Raw genomic sequence first — 15,847 nt, forward strand, 5'->3', positions numbered from 1 at the left:
CGCGCTGGCAGCCACCTCGCCCGCAGCCCCCCGTCCCGCCCGCACAGGCCGTCGGACCGGCTGCGACCGTCGCAGCGCCGGCCGCGGAACCCGAAGCGAAGGCAAAGGCGCCCGACCTCACGATCAACAAGCTGGTCGCGGGAGCCGGGGCCGCCGCGACGTCGGCGGTGTTCGGGTCGTACTTCGGCGCGGCGGGCACGGTGACGGGCGCGGCCGTCGGCTCCGTGATCACCACGCTGGGGTCCACGATCTACCAGCGCTCCCTCGACCGCACCCGGGACAAGGTCAAGGCGAAGATCAAGCTGCCCAGCGGCCGGACGGTCGAGGTGACCCGTGATGCCGCCGCCGGCCCCGGCGGCGCCGATCCGGCCACCGTGCGGATGCCGGCACCGCGGATCTCGCCCGAGGGCCGGCCGACGGGGGTGCCGCCCCGGCCCGGTGTCGGCGTCCCGGCCCGTCAGGTGTCCCCGGCGCTCGACTCCGGCCGGAAGCTGCGCCCGCGGCAGATCGCCGTCATGTCCGGCGTCACCGTGCTGATCTTCGCTCTCGGGCTGCTCGTCGTGACGGGTGTGGAGTGGGCCAAGGGCTCGCCGCTGTCCGGTGGGGACTCGGGGACGTCGGTGAGCCGGGTGTTCAGCGGCTCCACCGCCACCGACCAGCACACCGGCACCACCGGTAAGAAGGGCACGGACTCCACCGGGAGCACCGGGAGTACCGGCACCACGCAGGCACCGTCCTCCGTGGACCCCAGCGCCACGGACACCCCGACGCCGACCGCGACTCCGACCCCGGAGACCAGCTCACCGGAGGGGACCGGGAACCTCCCGGCGCCGCAGACCGCCGCGCCCACTCAGGACAACGGTTCCTCGGGCGGCCGGCGCAACGCCACCCCGGCTCCGACCTCCGGCGCGCTGTTGCCCGGGATCGGCGGCTGACCCGCCCCGGCGCGCCGGGCGGTCAGGCCCGCAGCCGGCCGGCCAGCGCACGCGCCGAGGCCTGCGGATCCTCCGCCTCGGTGATGGCCCGCACGACGACGATCCGGTCGGCGCCGGCGGCCAGCACCTCGTCGAGCCGGTCGTGGTCGATCCCGCCGATGGCGAACCACGGCCGGCCCGGCTTGCGCCCGGCCACCGTGCGCAGCAGGTCCAGGCCGGGCGCGGGCCGGCCGGGCTTGGTCGGCGTCGGCCAGCACGGCCCGGCGCAGAAGTAGTCGACACCGGGCTCGTCCGCGGCCGCGGCCGTCTCGGTGGCGCTGTGCGCGGAGCGGCCGATGATCATCTCCTCGCCGACCACGCGGCGGGCCCAGCGCACCGGCAGGTCGTCCTGGCCCAGGTGCAGTACGTCGGCCCCCGCGGCCAGCGCCACGTCGGCGCGGTCGTTCACCGCGAGCAGCGCGCCGTGCCGGGCGCACGCCTCGGCCAGCACCTCGAGCGCGGCGAGCTCGTCACGTGCCTCCAGCGGGCCGTCCGCGCCCTTGTCGCGCAGCTGGATGACGTCCACCCCGCCGGCCAGCGCCGCGTCGGCGAACTCGGCCAGATCGCCGCGGTCGCGCCGGGCGTCGGTGCAGAGGTAGAGGCGGGCGTCGTCGAGGCGGGCGCGCAGCGTGGCGCCGTCGAGTCCGGGCACGGGTACCGACACTGCCAGACCCGCCGGTGCCGCAGGGCGGCGGCGTAGGGTTGTCGTGGGTGACGCACGGGAGCCCGGCTGCAGCGGGCTGAGAGGGGACGAGCAGGTCCCGACCGTCGAACCTGATCCGGGTCATGCCGGCGCAGGGAGCGAATGGTGATGATGACGAGTACGACGACCGGCCGGTTGGCCGTCCTCGGGGGCGGTGTGATCGGGCTGAGCAGCGCGTGGCGCGCCGCCTCGGCGGGTTGGCAGGTGACGCTGCTGGACCCCGCGCCGGGGTCGGGGGCGTCCTGGGTGGCGGGCGGCATGCTGGCCCCGGTCACCGAGGCCTGGCCCGGCGAGGAAGACCTGCTGGCGCTGGGTGTCGACTCGGTCGGCCGCTGGCCGGGGTTCGCCGCCGAGCTGGACGCCGCCGCGGGCCGGCCGGCCGGGCTGCGTACCGAGGGCACCGTCGTCGCGGCGACCGGGTCCGGCGACCGCGCCGAGCTCGACGCCCTCGCCGCGCACCTCGAGCGCCTGGGCCGGCCCACCGAACGGCTCTCCGGGCGCGAGCTGCGCCGGCTGGAACCGGCGATCGGTCCCGACGTGCGAGGCGGGCTGTCCGTGCCCGGCGACCTCGCGGTGGACAACCGGATGCTGCTGGCCGCGCTGCGCGCCGCCGGGGAGAAGGCGGGCGTCACGTTCGAGGCGCGGTCGGCGCGGCGGGTGCGCGAGGACGGCGGCCGGGTGGCCGGGGTGTGCTGTGCCGAGGGGCCGGACGTCGACGCCGACGTGGTGCTCGTCTGTGCGGGCGCGTACTCGTCCGCGCTGCACCCGACCCTGGAGGGCCTGATCCGGCCGGTGAAGGGGGAGATCCTGCGGCTGGCCCGGCGGACCGGGGCGTTTCCGCCGCCGCGGCGGACGGTGCGCGCCCTGGTCGACGGCCGGCCGGTCTACGCGGTGCCCCGCGACGGCGACGGGCTCGTGGTCGGCGCCACCCAGGCCGAGACCGGCTTCGACACCGAGGTGACGGTGGCCGGGGTGCGCGATCTGCTGCGTGACATCGAGCGGGTGCTGCCGGGCGTCGCCGAGTACGCGCTGCTCGAGGCCGCGGCGGGGCTGCGACCGGGCAGCCCGGACAACCTGCCGCTGATCGGCGCCCCCGGCCCGGACGGGCTGCTGGTGGCGACCGGGCACCACCGCAACGGGATGCTGCTGGCCCCCGTCACGGCCGACGCCGTGCTCGCGCTCCTGCGCGGGGAGCCGGTCCCGGAGTCGGTGCGTGCCGCGGACGCGGCTCGTTTCGTCGCCGCTCGATCAGGTACCGGGAGGTAGCGCGTGCAGGTGTGGATCAATGGCGAACGCCGTGAGCTGGCGGCCGACGCAGGGGTGCTCGACGCCCTGAACATGCTGGGCGCGCCGCGCTCGGGGGTGGCCGTCGCGGTGGACGGCGAAGTGGTCCCGCGGGCCGACTGGCCGGCCACGCGGCTCGAGGACGGGGCGCGCATCGAGGTCCTGACCGCGGTGCAGGGAGGGTGAACATGGGTGGGCACACCGACGAACCGCTGGTGATCGGGGGCCGCAAGTTCGGCTCGCGGCTGATCATGGGGACCGGCGGGGCCGGCAACATGGAGATCCTGGAGCGCGCGCTGGTCGCGTCCGGGACCGAGCTGACGACGGTGGCGATGCGCCGGATCGACGCCGCCACCGGCACCGGCGTGCTCGACCTGCTGCGCAGGCTCGGCATCGAGGTGCTGCCCAACACGGCGGGCTGCCGCACCGCGGCCGAGGCGTTGCTGACCGCGCGGCTGGCCCGTGAGGCGCTGGAGACCGACCTGGTCAAGCTCGAGGTGATCGCCGACGAGCGGACCCTGCTGCCCGACCCGGTCGAGCTGCTGGACGCGGCCGAGCAACTGGTCGACGACGGGTTCACCGTGCTGCCCTACACCAACGACGACCCGGTGCTGGCCCGCAAGCTCGAGCAGGTCGGGTGTGCCGCGGTGATGCCGCTGGGCTCGCCGATCGGTACCGGCCTGGGCATCCGCAACCCGCACAACATCGAGATGATCGTCGCGCAGGCCGGGGTACCGGTGGTGCTCGACGCCGGGATCGGCACGGCGTCGGAGGCCGCGGAGGCGATGGAGCTGGGCTGCGACGCCGTGCTCCTCGCGACGGCGGTCACCCGGGCCGGAGACCCGGAGCGGATGGCGCACGCCATGCGGCTGGCGGTGGAGGCCGGTCGTGCGGCCCGAGGCGCCGGCCGCATCCCGCGCCGCTACTGGGCCCACGCCTCCTCCCCGGATCCCGACGCCTGACCCTCAGGGGCGGCGCGGGGGCTGCTCGGGCGAGGGTGGGGGTGGCAGGTCGGCGCTGAGCCGGGCCAGGCCGTCGGCGAGCCCGGCGATCTCCTCGGTCGACCAGTGCGCCAGCCGGTCGCGCCAGGCCTGCCGGCGGGCGTCGGTCACCTCGGCGAGCCGCCGGGTGCCCCCCGGGCTCAGCTCCAGCAGGAACGCGCGGCCGTCGGCCGGATCGGGCCGCCGGACCACCAGGTCGAGCCGCAGCAGCGCGGAGATCTGGCGGCTCATCGTCGACTTGTCCAGGCCGAACTCGTCGGCGAGGTCCACCAGGCGCAGCGGGCCGGACTGGGCGATCACCAGCAGCACGGCGTACGCGCGGGCGTCGATCTCCGGGTGGACGTGCCCGGCGAAGCTGCGCATGAAGCTGCGGGACCGGCGCAGAAGCAGGCTCATCTGCTGCGCCAGCCGTTCCACCTGAGTGTCGTGGTCGGGCTCGCCGTCGACCGGCCGTCCCGGATCCATGACCGTGACCCTATCGAGCGAGCCGTCCGGAACTGTGGACAGGGCTGTGGATCAATCCCCGGCGGCGGGATCGGCGACCATGTCGTCCGGCACGACGGGGGCGACGCCGGCCCGGTGCCGGCGGGCCAGCTCCCGGTAGGTCTCCGGGTTGGTGCGCACCCACCAGCTCGCCGACTCGCTCAGCGGCCCCTTCACCGACGCGACGGCGCCCAGCACCAGCTGCTCGTCCGGCACCACGCGCTTGGGTGGGACCGTCGCCCCGGCCCCGATCAGGCAGCGCGACCCGATGATCGCGCCGTCCTGGATCGTCGCCCCGTTGCCGACCACGGTTTCCGCGCCGATCACGCAGCCGTGCACGACACACAGGTGCCCGATCGTCGCGCCCGGGCCCACCTCGGTGATCGGGTCGGTGCCGCCGTGCAGCACCGAGCCGTCCTGCACGTTGGCGCCGGCCCGCACGATGATCGGCCCGAAGTCGGCGCGCAGCACGGCGTTGTACCAGATCGAGGCCTCCGCCTCGACGCGCACGTCGCCGACGAGCGTGGCGGTCGGGGCGACCCAGGCGTCCGGGTGCACGGTCGGGGAGACACCATCGAGGGAGAACAGCGGCATGCCCGGAGCCTGCCATCCGGACCAGGGCGCCGTCCGCTCGGCGCGCAGTGCGGCGAGCTCCGCGCGCAGCTCGCGGATCCCGGCCAGGATCTCCCTGTTCGCGATCTGCTCCTCGGCCGCATGCTCGGCCCCCTCGGCACGCACCTGAGCCGCACCTAGCCATGACCTCGCTCGACCCTGCTGCCGGGTTACCGCCACTCGGTGGTGGCATGTCCGGTTCCGCTGCGGCGTGCCGCCGACACGGCGCGGGCACCGTGGGTCAGCCTGACCAGGTCCGGCGATGCGACGCGGAGGTGGGCGGATGGGGCGGATGGGCAGGCGGGCCCGGCTCGTGCGGACCGCGTGCGCCGGGCTGCTCGCGGTCGCGCTGGGCGGGTGCGCGGGCGGCGACGGCACCGCGCCGGACCGCGAGCTCCCGCACTCCACCCAGCGGCCCGCCCCGGCCGCCCCGGCGCCGCAGGCTCTGCCGGTCTACTACGTCGGGCAGACCGCCGCCGGCTACCGGCTGTTCCGTGAGTTCCACCCGGTGGCGGCCGCCGACCCGGCGAGCGAGGCGGTGCGCGAGATGCTCGCGGTGCGCGCCGCCGACCCGGACTACCGCTCCTACTGGCCCGCGGGCACCCGGCTGCTGTCCCCGGTCACCCGCGCCGACGGCGTGATCACCGTGGACCTCTCGGCCGAGGCGGCGTCGCCGGCGCAGGTCGGGGCCGAGCTCGCCGAGCTCACCGTGCAGCAGCTCGTGTTCACCGTGCAGGCGGCGCTGCAGGCCACCGACCCGGTGCGGGTGCTCATCGCCGGGCGGCCGGTCCCCGAACTGTGGGGACACGTGCCGCTCGCCCGGCCCGTCGCGCGCGGCGACGAGTACACCGTGCGCTCGCTGGTGCAGATCGACGCCCCCGCCGACGGCGCCGGGGTCGGGCCGGAGGTCACGGTGACCGGGGAGGCGGCCGTGTTCGAGGCGACGCTGCCCTGGCAGGTGCGACGCGACGGCGCGGTGGTCCGCTCCGGGGTCACCTCGACACAGGAGGGGCAGCGGTTCAGCCCGTTCCGATTCACCGTTCCGCTCGAGCCGGGCGTCTACGAGGTCCGGGTGACCGAGGACGACCCGTCCGGCGGGGAGGGCCGGCCGCCACTGGTGGATACCAAGCGGGTGACCGTCACGGGCTGAACCGTCCGCCCCTCACGCGTCCCGGTGCCGGGCCACCGCGATCGCCGCGGCGAGCAGCGCCAGCGCCACCGCCGCGACGTAGCCGAGTGCGCCCCACGGTCCGTACGGCGCATCCGCCGCGGGCGCCGGGCCGGCCCCGAGGAAGGCGTCGAACGCGGCGAACGGCAGCCAGCTGTGGATCGTCGCGCCGACGTGCGGCACCAGCATGACCAGGTTCTCCACGAGCAGCGGCCAGACCAGCAGGATCGCCACCGCGGCCGCACTCTGCCGGACCAGGATCCCGACGGCGACGGCGAGCACCGCGGCGAGCAGGTAGACCGGGCCGACCCCGGCGACCGCCCGCCACTCGGCGCCGGTGTCGAGGGCGAGATCGGCGGCGGGCACCAGCAGCCAGGCGACGCCCCAGCTGGCGAACGCCGTGAGCAGCCCGACCGCGCCGGCCACGAGGGCGACGACCGCGGTCTTGGCGACCAGCACCGCCGACCGGTTCGGCGCGGCCTGGAACGTGGTTCGGATGGTGCCGAAGCGGTACTCCGTGGTCACGGCCAGCGCGGCCATCACCATCATGATCACCATGCCGAGCCGGTAGCCGGCCTGCGTCGTCGCCACACCGACGTCGGTGCTGGTCTGGGCCAGCCCGGCCAGCAGCGCGGCCAGGCCCACGGTGACGGCGAGCGCGAGCGCGGCGCACCACCACGGGGACCGGGTCGAGGCCAGCTTGATCCGCTCGACGGCCATCAGGGTCATGCGGTCACCTCCGTGCGGTCGGCGGGGCCGGAGCGGAACTGGACATCCTGGCCGGTGAGCTGCAGGAATGCCTCCTCGAGCGAACCACGGCGCGGCGTGAGCTCGTGCAGCGCGACGCCGTGCCCGGCCGCGAGGTCGCCGATCGCCTCCGATGTCGTCCCGGTGACGAGAAGGGCCGGCGGGCCGCCGCTGCCGTCGCCGGGGTCGGGCCGGACGGTCGCGCCGGCCGCGGTGAGCAGCGCGGCCAGCCGGTCCGCGTGCGGGCTGCGCACCCGGACGGCCTGGCCGACGGCGTCGTCGACGAATTCTGCGGTGCTCGCCTGCGCGACGAGCCGGCCGCGGCCGATGACCACCAGCTCGCTCGCGGTCAGCGCCATCTCCGAGAGCAGGTGGCTGGAGACGAACACGGTCCGCCCCTCGGCGGCGAGGCCCTGCATCAGCCGCCGGATCCAGCCGATGCCCTCGGGATCGAGCCCGTTCACCGGCTCGTCGAACAGCAGGATCCGCGGGTCGCCGAGCAGCGCGCCGGCGATGCCGAGGCGCTGCGCCATGCCCAGGGAGAACCCGCCCGCCCGCTTGCCGGCCACCGCGGTCAGCCCGACCTGCTCGAGCACCTCGTCCACCCGGGACACCGGCAGCCGGTTGGACCGGGCCAGCCAGCGCAGGTGCGCGCGCGCCGACCGGTTGGGGTGCACCCATTTCGCGTCCAGCAGCGCGCCCACCGTGCGCAGCGGCTGGTCGAGCTCGCTGTACCGGCGCCCGTCGATGCGGACCTCGCCGCCGGTGGGGCGGTCCAGGCCCAGGATCATGCGCATCGTCGTCGATTTGCCCGCGCCGTTGGGCCCGAGGAAGCCCGTGACCCGGCCGGGCTGCACGGTGAACGACAGGTCGTCCACGGCCAGGGTGGATCCGTAGCGTTTCGTCAGCCCGCGGGCCTCGATCACGGTGTTCCCCTCCATCTGGTAGATGCCGGGGTCCATCGTGGCGGTCGTGCGGGGCCGCCGGATCGGGGAGACACCCGGACGGGGGTCCGGGTCCGCCCCGAGGGGTGTCCCGGGGGAGGTCTACAGCAGCCCGAGTTTGGTCGCCGCGTACACGGCCTCGGCGCGGCGGGAGACCATCAGCTTGCGCATCAGGTTGCCGACGTGGAACTTCACCGTGGTCTCGGAGATGAACAGCTCGGCGCCGATCGCGCGGTTCGACAGGCCGCGGGCCAGCAGCCGCAGCACGTCCAGCTCGCGCTCGGTGAGCCGCTCCCGGTCCGGCGCCCCACCGGACAGCGAGCGGACCATGGCCGAGGCGCTGCGCGCGTCGAACGCGCTCTCCCCGCGCGACACCGCCCGGATGGCGCGCACCAGTTCCGTGGTGTCGACGTCCTTGACCACGTAGCCGCGGGCCCCGGCCTGCACCGACTCGACGACGAGCCGGTCCTCGGCGAACGTGGTGAGCACCAGGACCCCGATGCCGGGGTGCGCGGCGCACAGCCGGCGGCACACGTCCAGCCCGTCGGTCTGCGGGCCCGCGGTGAGCTTGAGGTCGAGCAGTACGACGTGCGGGCGCGACGCCGCCACCGCGGCCACCGCGTCGGCCGGGGTCCCGGCCTCACCGACCACCCGCAGGTCGTCCTCCCGCTCCAGCACCGCGCGCAGGCCCTGGCGCATGATCGAATGGTCGTCGACCAGCACGATCCGCACCGGCATCGGGCGGTGCCGCCCGGCGACGGCGTGGATCGGGCTCCGTGCAACGCTCATGGTCTCGCCCCCTCGGGAAGCTCGGGGCCCGGCACCGGGATCTCCACCTGCACCTGCAGGCCGCCCAGCCGGGCCCGCCGGAACGTCAGCGTGCCACCCATCTCACGGGCCCGCGCCTGCATGTTGACCAGCCCGCGGTGCTCTCCGGACGGCCCGGCCAGGTTCGCCGCCCGCAGGCTGCGGCGCACCTCCTCCGGGCTGCCGCGGCCGTCGTCGGAGACGGTCAGCCGCACCTGCCCGCACCGGTAGGCCAGCCGCACCACCGCCCGTTCGGCGCCGGCGTGCACCGCGGTGTTGAACAGCGCCTCGCCGGCGATCCGGAACAGCGACTGCTCGGTGTCGGTGGGCAGCGCCACCGGCTTGCCGCCGATCCGCACCTCGACCCGCAGCTCGTCGGGCATGTGCACGGTGGAGAGCCGGCGCAGCATCGCGGGCAGGTCCTTGTCCGCGCAGCCGTCGTCGTTGAGCGCGTAGATCGCCGACCGCAGCTGCTCGACGGCGCGGCGGGTCAGGTCCTTGGCCGTGTCGAGCTGGGAGCGCAGCCGCGGGTCGTCGATCTCGGAGCGGCACAGCTCGATGTGCATGCCGGCCGAGAGCACGTACTGGGTGACGCTGTCGTGCAGTTCACGGGCGATCCGGTGCCGCTCGGAGTCGAGCACCTCGCGCTGCCGGGCCGCGCCCAGCTCCTGCTGGGTCCGTTCCAGCTCGGCGTTGCGCTGCTTGAGGTCGTCGGCCTGCCGGGCCGCGCGGGCGTAGAGCCGCTCGGAGCGGTCGAGCAGCGCGCAGTTCTGCAGGGCCGCGGCGGTCTGCCCGGCGAGGATGCGCAGCACCGACTGGTCGGTGTCGTCGATCTCCCGCTCCTGCGGGGTCCACGCGATGAAGCCGCCGACCGTCCGCCCGTCCAGCCGGATCGGGATGTGCCGGTGCCGCCGGGCCGTCTCGGGGTCGTGATCGGACCCGTCGTCCACGGCGTGCCCGGCGCAGACCTGCCGGACGTGGCGGTACACGTCGGCGGGAACGAGTTCCAGGCTCGGCCACTCGACCCGGTCGGGGCCGAGGACCAGGTGCCGCGGCCGGGAGTCCGGCAGCTCGCCGTCGAGCAGGGCGAACGCGACCCAGTCGGCGGAGAGGTGGTCGGCTGCGGCGTCGACGACGGCCCGGACCAGCGCCTCGGAGCCCTCCATGGTGCGCACCAGCGCCGCGGAGATGCGGTCCAGCGCGACGATCACCCGGCGCAGCCGCTCGGCCGAGACCCGGTACTCGGGATAGTAGGACGGCTTGCCCGAGCGCAGCCCGGTCAGGGCGTCGAGATCGGGGCCGTGCAGGGCGGCGTTCGGGCGCTGACCGCCGCGCCGCGGTGGCCACGGTGCCGAGGTCACGAGCCCACAGGTGGCACGATCCGCGTGCCGCTCACAGCGCCGCCCGGAACAGAGCCGCGACATCGTCCGCCGAGGCGGGCCGCGGATTCGTGGTGAGGCACGCGTCGCCGAGGGTGAGCTGGCTCAGCCGCGGGATGTCCTCGGCCGTCACACCCAGCGCGCTCAGGCCGGAGGGGACCCCGACCTCGTCGCCCAGCTTGCGGATGGCCTCGGCGACCATCTCCACCGCGTCCTCGGCCGGCGCCCCCGCCACGGGCAGACCCATCGCCTGGGCGATCGGCAGGAACCGCTCCGGAGTGGCGGCTCCGTTGAACCGGATCACGTGTGGCAGCAGCACCCCGTTGATCACGCCGTGCGGCAGGTCGAGCATCCCGCCGACCTGATGGCTCATGGCGTGGGTGGCCCCGAGGATCGCATTGGTGAACGCCAGCCCCGCCTCGAGTGCCGCCTGCGCCATCGCGGAGCGGGCGGCGCTGTCGTCGGGCCGGACCATGGTGCGGGCCAGGTTGCCGGTGACCATCGAGACGGCCTGCAGTGCGTGGTGGTCGGTGAGCGGGCCGTGCGCGAGCGAGACGAAGGCCTCGATGCCGTGGGTCAGCGCGTCCAGCCCGGTCGCGGCGTTGAGCCACTCCGGCATGGTGACCAGCAGCCGCGGGTCGATGACCGAGACATCGGGGACCAGCGCCCGGCCCATGATCGTGATCTTGGTGTTCCGCGCGGTGTCGGTGACGATGCAGAACTGCGAGACGTCCGCCCCGGTCCCCGAGGTGGACGGGATCATGATCAGCGGCGGGATCGGGTTCGCGATCTTGTCGATGCCCTCGTAGTCGAGGATGCGCCCACCGTTCGCGGCGAGCAGCGCGACGCCCTTGGCGGCGTCGATCACCGAGCCGCCGCCGATCCCGAGCACCACGTCGCAGCCGGCGGCTGCGTAGCGCTGGTAGCCGTCCTCGATCTCGTGGTCCTTGGGGTTGGGCGTGAGGTCGAGCCACAGCTGCGGTCGCAGCCCGGTCTGGCGCAGCCGGTCGAGCAGCTCGGCGGGCCAGCCCGCCTCCGAGAGGCCCGGGTCGGTCACCACGAACGGGCGGCGGGCGCCCAGCCGGGCCGCGGCGTACGCCGCCTCGGGCAGCGAGTTGGGACCGAAGACGATCTCCGGGGCGTGGAACTTCGACAGCCGTGGATGGGGCGGACCCGGCTCCCGCTCGGGGAGGGGTTCGTCGATGCGTCGCTGTTCCAGAAGGACCGTCTCGCCGGCCCATCGAGCCTCGTCGATGAGGACCACGTTGCCCTCCAGCCGCAGATCATCCCACGCCACCCACCTGTGAACGGGTGGTCGATCCGCGGTGCCCAGGCTACAAGAGGCCCTGTACTGCGGGCACCTTCCCGCTCTGCGCCCGACGCTACCCAACGATCGGGGCACCGGCATACGGCCGAGCAGGCCCGCGAGCTGCACGGACCGGGACATCGCACGCCTGCTCGTCGGCTTCCCAGCATGTCAGCTGCACCGGGCCCGGGCCGGAACGTCCCGGGGAACAGGAAAGCCGCCTGCCCGTTCGGGCAGGCGGCTCCCTGGTGCCGGGTGCTCAGTGGCTGTGGATCGGCCCCTCGCGCTCGGCCAGGTGCACGCCGCTGCCGCCCCAGTGCTGGGCGATCATCTCCGCGGCGATGGACACCGCGGTCTCCTCCGGGGTGCGGGCACCGAGGTCCAGCCCGATCGGGCTCGACATCCGGGACAGCTCCTCGTCGGTGAGGCCGACCTCCTTGAGCCGGGCCAGCCGGTCGTCGTGGGTCCGCCGCGAGCCCATCGCGCCGATGTAGGCGACCTCCGGGAGCCGCAGCGCGACCTCGAGCACCGGGACGTCGAACTTCGGGTCGTGGGTGAGCACGGTGATCACGGTGCGCTTGTCGATCCGCCCGGCCTCGGCCTCGGCCTCGAGGTAGCGGTGCGGCCACTCCACGACGACCTCGTTCGCGCCGGGGAACCGGCTCGCCGTCGCGAACACCGGGCGGGCGTCGCAGACCGTGACCCGGTAGCCGAGGAAGGTGCCGATCTTGGCCACCGCCGCGGCGAAGTCGATCGCCCCGAAGACGATCATGCGGGGCGGCGGGGCGAAGGACTCCACGAACACGTCGAGGCCCTCACCGCGGCGCTGCCCGTCGACGCCGTAGTGCACCATCGCGTTGCGCCCGGCGTCGAGCAGGCCGCGCGCGTCGTCGCGGATGGCGTCGTCCAGGCGCGAGGAGCCGGTGCCGCCGTCGACGCGGTCGGGCCACACGATCAGCCGCTTGCCGAGCCGCTCCTCCGGGCCCGCCACCACCGTGGCCACCGCGACCGGGGACTCGGAGCGGACCGCGTCGGCCACCTGGCCGAGCTGGGCGTAGGTCTCGGGCGAGACCTTCTCCACGAAGATGTCGAGAATGCCGCCGCAGGTCAGGCCGACGGCGAACGCGTCGTCGTCGGAGACGCCGTAGCGCTGCAGCACCGGCCGGCCGTCCTTGAGTACCTGGTCGCCGAGCTCGTACACCGCGCCCTCGACGCAGCCGCCGGACACGCTGCCGACGGCTTCCCCGGCCGGGCCGACGAGCATCGACGCCCCGGGCTGGCGCGGCGCGGAGCGGAACGTGCCGACCACCGTGGCCAACGCCGCCGGCTCACCGTTCTTCCACCAGCCCTCGAGCTGGTCCATCACGTCACGCATCCCGCACCACCTTGAGCAGTTTTTCCAGTGTGGCCAGGCTGTGCCCGGCCAACAGATCGTCCAAGTACGGCAGCGCCGCGACTATTCCGCCCTGGACCGGGGCGTATCCGTCCTTGCCGGCGTGCGGGTTCACCCAGACCACCCGGTGGGCGAGCCGGCTCAGGCGGTCCATCTGGCTGGCGAGCAGGTCGGGCTCGCCCCGCTCCCAGCCGTCGGAGAAGATCACCACGACGGCGCGGCGGGCCGCCCCGCGCTGGCCCCAGCGGTCGATGAACGCACGCAGCACCTCGCCGAGCCGGGTGCCGCCCGACCAGTCCGGGATGGCCTTGCCGGCCGCGGACAGCGCGTGTTCGGCGTCGCGCTGGCGCAGCTCCCGGGTGACCCGGGTCAGCCGGGTACCGAGGGTGAAGGCCTCCACCGAGCCCGGCGAGCGTCGCACCACGACGTGCGCGAAGCGCAGCAGCGAATCGGCGTAGGGCTCCATCGAGCCCGAGACGTCGACGAGCAGGACCACCTTGCGGGGCCGCTTCGAGCGGTCCCGGTGGCGCAGTTCGCGCAGCTCGCCCTCGTTGCGCAGCGCGGCGCGCAGGGTCCGCCCGGGGTCGGGCTCGCCGTGCCGGGAGGCCCGGCGGCGCCGTGACGACCGGGTCGGTGGCTCCGGGCGCAGCAGCGCGAACAGCCGGCGCAGGTGCTCGCGCTCGACCGGTGTCAGCTCGCCGAGGTCGCGATGGCGCAGCACCTCGGTGCCGCTCGCCGCGGCGCGCAGCTCCGGGGCCTGCTCGTCGTGCTCGTCGTCATCACCGGACCGATCCGAGGACGGCATCAGCGACGCGAGCTTGGGCGGGGGCGGCGGCCGCTCGTCGGAGATCGTGGTCTTCCCGCCCCGCTGCGGCTCGAACCAGGCCTCGAACGCGGCGTCGTAGCGCCGGATGTCGTCGGGGTCGGAACACAGCGTGAGCCGGCCGGCCCAGTAGGTCTGGAGCCGGCTGGTCACGTCCAGGGTGTCGAGCGCGCCGAGGAATGCCGCCACCCGGTCGGTCGTGATGGGCAGTCCGGCGTGCCGGAGCACGGCGGTGAACCCGACCAGCCCGGGGATGGGGTCCTCGGCGGCATCCGTCGGCGACGGTCCGGCCGGGGCTGCTGTCGGAGTCACGGCTGACGACCGATCAGGAGGCCAGCAGCGTGTCGAGCTGGTTGCGCACCCGGTCGGCGTCCTCGCGGTACTTCAGCACCGCGCCGAGGGTGGCCGCCGCGCTGTCCATGTCCAGTTCCCGGGCCCCGACGAGTTGCAGGGCGCGCGCCCAGTCGAGGGACTCGGCGACACCGGGCGGCTTGATCAGGTCGGCCTGGCGCAGCTTGTGTGCGGTCCCGGCGACCTGCGCGGCGAGGCGGTCGGGCAGCCCGGGCAGCCGGCTGTGCAGGATCTCGATCTCGCGCTGCACGTCGGGGTGGTCGAGCCACAGGTACAGACAGCGCCGCTTGAGCGCGTCGTGCACCTCGCGGGTGCGGTTGGAGGTGAGCACGACGATCGGCGGGGTCTTGGCCCGTACCTCGCCCACCTCCGGGATGCTCACGGCGTGCTCGGTGAGCACCTCCAGCAGGAAGGCCTCGAACTCGTCGTCGGCGCGGTCGATCTCGTCGATCAGCAGCACGCACGGGGAGGTCTGCAGGGCCCGCAGGATCGGGCGGGCGAGCAGGAAACGCTCGTCGTAGAGCGAGGCCTCGACCGCGTCCGCGTCGAGCTTCTCGCCGTCGACGCCGGCGGCGGCCTCCAGCGCCCGCAGGTGCAGGAGCTGGCGGGGGAAGTCCCAGTCGTAGAGCGCCTGTGTGGCGTCGATGCCGTCGTGGCACTGCAGCCGGATCAACTCGGCGCCGAGGACCTGCGCCAATGCCTGGGCCAGCGCGGTCTTGCCGGTGCCCGGCTCGCCCTCGCAGAACAGCGGCCGGTTCATCTGCATCGCGAGGAAGGCGGCGGTGGCCAGGCCGTCGTCGGCGAGGTAGCCGGTCGAGCGCAGCGCGGCGGCGAGCTCGGCGGGCGATTCCAGGGACGGCGCGGGGCCGCCGCCCGGCAGGGTGGCGTCCTTGATGGGGTCGGTCACAGCGTCGTCTCCGCAGGACGGTTGCTCCCATGGCAATCCTTCACGGCTCCAGCATGACGGACAGACGGCCGGCGAGCCACCTCGGTCGCATCACGGGGTGCCCCTGCGTGACGGAATGGTCACGCAGCGTTCATCGATGACTGTGACTGGATCAACAATAGTTTCACATCGGTTTCAAATTCTCGACCGTGATCTTTCCGTGATAGCAGGCCGCTGACCTGCGATGATTCCACGATCGGAAGTGATTCACACCTGTTACAGTGACGAGCGTCACTCGCCGTGCATTTGACGCTCTTGGACTCCGGATACGTAGCGTTCTCGCTCGGCCGTTCCGATGGGCGGTCGAAAATGCATCCGGAACCGCCGCGCCGACCCCTGTCCCGCGGTTCTCGGTCCGTCGAGATAGAGACGGGACAGGGGCGAGGAAGCAATACCGATATGGAAGCAATTGTGTCCAGGGACGCTGCCGGCTTCGTCCGGCCCGGGCAACTCCCCGCCCGGAGTCCGATCGGATCCTCGATGCGGCGCGGTAGGAGAGCAGCGAAATGACGTTCACCTCGGGTCGAAGTCTTCTGCGCCTGGCCGCAGCGGGCGCTGTTGCGGTCGGCGCGACGCTCACCGTCGCGGGCACCGCCAACGCCGCTCCCGACTCCGCATGGGACCGGCTGGCGCAGTGCGAGAGCGGCGGTAACTGGAGCATCAACACCGGCAACGGCTACTACGGTGGCCTGCAGTTCAACGCCACCACGTGGCGTGCATACGGCGGCACCGGCTCCGCGGCGAACGCGAGCCGTGAGCAGCAGATCGCCGTCGCCGAGCGGGTTCTCGCCGCGCAGGGTTGGAACGCCTGGCCGGCGTGCTCCAGCAAGATGGGGCTCCGCGGTTACAGCGCCAGCACCAGCCCGGTGCGCGCGTCCGCCCCGGCTCCGAAGGCGGCCCCGGCCCCGAAGGCCGCCTTCGGAGCC

At 74.2% G+C, this 15,847-nt stretch carries 17 protein-coding genes and 1 riboswitch; of the genes, 6 read left to right on the forward strand and 11 right to left on the reverse strand.

The genetic code is table 11. The features are described 5' to 3' along the window. On the forward strand, positions 1–935 hold a 935-nt coding region (locus HF526_RS32250; protein WP_169385444.1), incomplete at its 5' end, for a hypothetical protein. A gap of 22 nt (positions 936–957) precedes the next feature. On the opposite strand, the gene thiE is transcribed toward HF526_RS32250, so the two are convergent. Continuing rightward, positions 958–1,626 carry a thiamine phosphate synthase gene (gene thiE, locus HF526_RS32255; RefSeq protein ID WP_169385445.1) on the reverse strand — a complete coding sequence of 223 codons (669 nt, stop codon included), beginning with the start codon at positions 1,624–1,626 and terminating at the stop codon, positions 958–960. A 56-nt stretch (positions 1,627–1,682) separates the two neighbouring features. After that, a riboswitch (TPP riboswitch) is annotated at positions 1,683–1,792 on the forward strand. Between thiE and thiO the strand changes: the two genes are divergently transcribed. The 3 genes from thiO (at position 1,789) to thiG (ending at position 3,923) form a co-directional block, all read left to right on the forward strand. Then, positions 1,789–2,943 (forward strand): glycine oxidase ThiO, encoded by a 1,155-nt coding sequence (gene thiO / locus HF526_RS32260; protein ID WP_169385446.1) that lies wholly within the window; start codon positions 1,789–1,791, stop codon positions 2,941–2,943. It overlaps the preceding riboswitch by 4 nt. Positions 2,944–2,946: 3 nt before the next feature. Then, entirely contained in the window at positions 2,947–3,147 is a 201-nt protein-coding gene (thiS, locus tag HF526_RS32265) for a sulfur carrier protein ThiS (RefSeq protein ID WP_169385447.1), read from the forward strand. A 2-nt stretch (positions 3,148–3,149) separates the two neighbouring features. Then, positions 3,150–3,923 (forward strand): thiazole synthase, encoded by a 774-nt coding sequence (gene thiG / locus HF526_RS32270; RefSeq protein ID WP_169385448.1) that lies wholly within the window; start codon positions 3,150–3,152, stop codon positions 3,921–3,923. 3 nt (positions 3,924–3,926) lie between these two features. Here thiG and HF526_RS32275 read toward each other — a convergent pair whose 3' ends face one another. Both HF526_RS32275 and HF526_RS32280 read right to left on the reverse strand, forming a co-directional pair. Further along, positions 3,927–4,427 carry a MarR family winged helix-turn-helix transcriptional regulator gene (locus HF526_RS32275; RefSeq protein WP_169385449.1) on the reverse strand — a complete coding sequence of 167 codons (501 nt, stop codon included), beginning with the start codon at positions 4,425–4,427 and terminating at the stop codon, positions 3,927–3,929. A gap of 51 nt (positions 4,428–4,478) precedes the next feature. Continuing rightward, entirely contained in the window at positions 4,479–5,039 is a 561-nt protein-coding gene (locus tag HF526_RS32280; protein ID WP_169385457.1) for a gamma carbonic anhydrase family protein, read from the reverse strand. Positions 5,040–5,319: 280 nt separating this feature from the next. On the opposite strand from HF526_RS32280, the gene HF526_RS32285 reads away from it, so the two are divergent. Then, entirely contained in the window at positions 5,320–6,207 is an 888-nt protein-coding gene (locus HF526_RS32285) for a Gmad2 immunoglobulin-like domain-containing protein (RefSeq protein ID WP_169385450.1), read from the forward strand. 12 nt (positions 6,208–6,219) lie between these two features. On the opposite strand, the gene HF526_RS32290 is transcribed toward HF526_RS32285, so the two are convergent. The 8 genes from HF526_RS32290 to HF526_RS32325 all read right to left on the reverse strand — a co-directional run bounded on the left by HF526_RS32290 (position 6,220) and on the right by HF526_RS32325 (position 14,882). Further along, positions 6,220–6,954: a hypothetical protein gene (locus tag HF526_RS32290; protein WP_169385451.1), complete on the reverse strand. Its 735-nt coding sequence runs from the start codon at positions 6,952–6,954 to the stop codon at positions 6,220–6,222. Continuing rightward, positions 6,951–7,898 (reverse strand): ATP-binding cassette domain-containing protein, encoded by a 948-nt coding sequence (locus HF526_RS32295; protein ID WP_169385458.1) that lies wholly within the window; start codon positions 7,896–7,898, stop codon positions 6,951–6,953. The genes HF526_RS32290 and HF526_RS32295 overlap by 4 nt, the downstream gene beginning before the upstream one ends. Positions 7,899–8,018: 120 nt before the next feature. After that, complete coding sequence (locus tag HF526_RS32300; RefSeq protein WP_169385452.1) at positions 8,019–8,705, reverse strand: MadR family response regulator transcription factor; 687 nt, start codon at positions 8,703–8,705, stop codon at positions 8,019–8,021. Continuing rightward, complete coding sequence (locus HF526_RS32305) at positions 8,702–10,084, reverse strand: MadS family sensor histidine kinase (RefSeq protein ID WP_338051908.1); 1,383 nt, start codon at positions 10,082–10,084, stop codon at positions 8,702–8,704. The genes HF526_RS32300 and HF526_RS32305 overlap by 4 nt, the downstream gene beginning before the upstream one ends. Before the next feature lie 31 nt (positions 10,085–10,115). Continuing rightward, positions 10,116–11,399 (reverse strand): iron-containing alcohol dehydrogenase, encoded by a 1,284-nt coding sequence (locus HF526_RS32310; RefSeq protein WP_476705404.1) that lies wholly within the window; start codon positions 11,397–11,399, stop codon positions 10,116–10,118. Positions 11,400–11,667: 268 nt separating this feature from the next. After that, a complete protein-coding gene (locus tag HF526_RS32315; RefSeq protein WP_169385454.1) occupies positions 11,668–12,783 on the reverse strand; it encodes an XdhC family protein in 1,116 nt (371 codons plus the stop codon). Next, complete coding sequence (locus HF526_RS32320; protein WP_169385455.1) at positions 12,776–13,936, reverse strand: VWA domain-containing protein; 1,161 nt, start codon at positions 13,934–13,936, stop codon at positions 12,776–12,778. Before HF526_RS32320 ends, HF526_RS32315 begins: the two co-directional genes overlap by 8 nt. A gap of 13 nt (positions 13,937–13,949) precedes the next feature. Further along, positions 13,950–14,882 (reverse strand): AAA family ATPase, encoded by a 933-nt coding sequence (locus HF526_RS32325; protein WP_420821675.1) that lies wholly within the window; start codon positions 14,880–14,882, stop codon positions 13,950–13,952. 545 nt (positions 14,883–15,427) lie between these two features. Between HF526_RS32325 and HF526_RS32330 the strand changes: the two genes are divergently transcribed. Then, positions 15,428–15,847 (forward strand): transglycosylase family protein (locus HF526_RS32330; protein ID WP_169385456.1); only part of this gene is annotated, 420 nt, incomplete at its 3' end.

This window comes from Pseudonocardia acidicola, from assembly GCF_012911935.1.
Taxonomy (GTDB): Bacteria; Actinomycetota; Actinomycetes; order Mycobacteriales; family Pseudonocardiaceae; genus Pseudonocardia; species Pseudonocardia acidicola.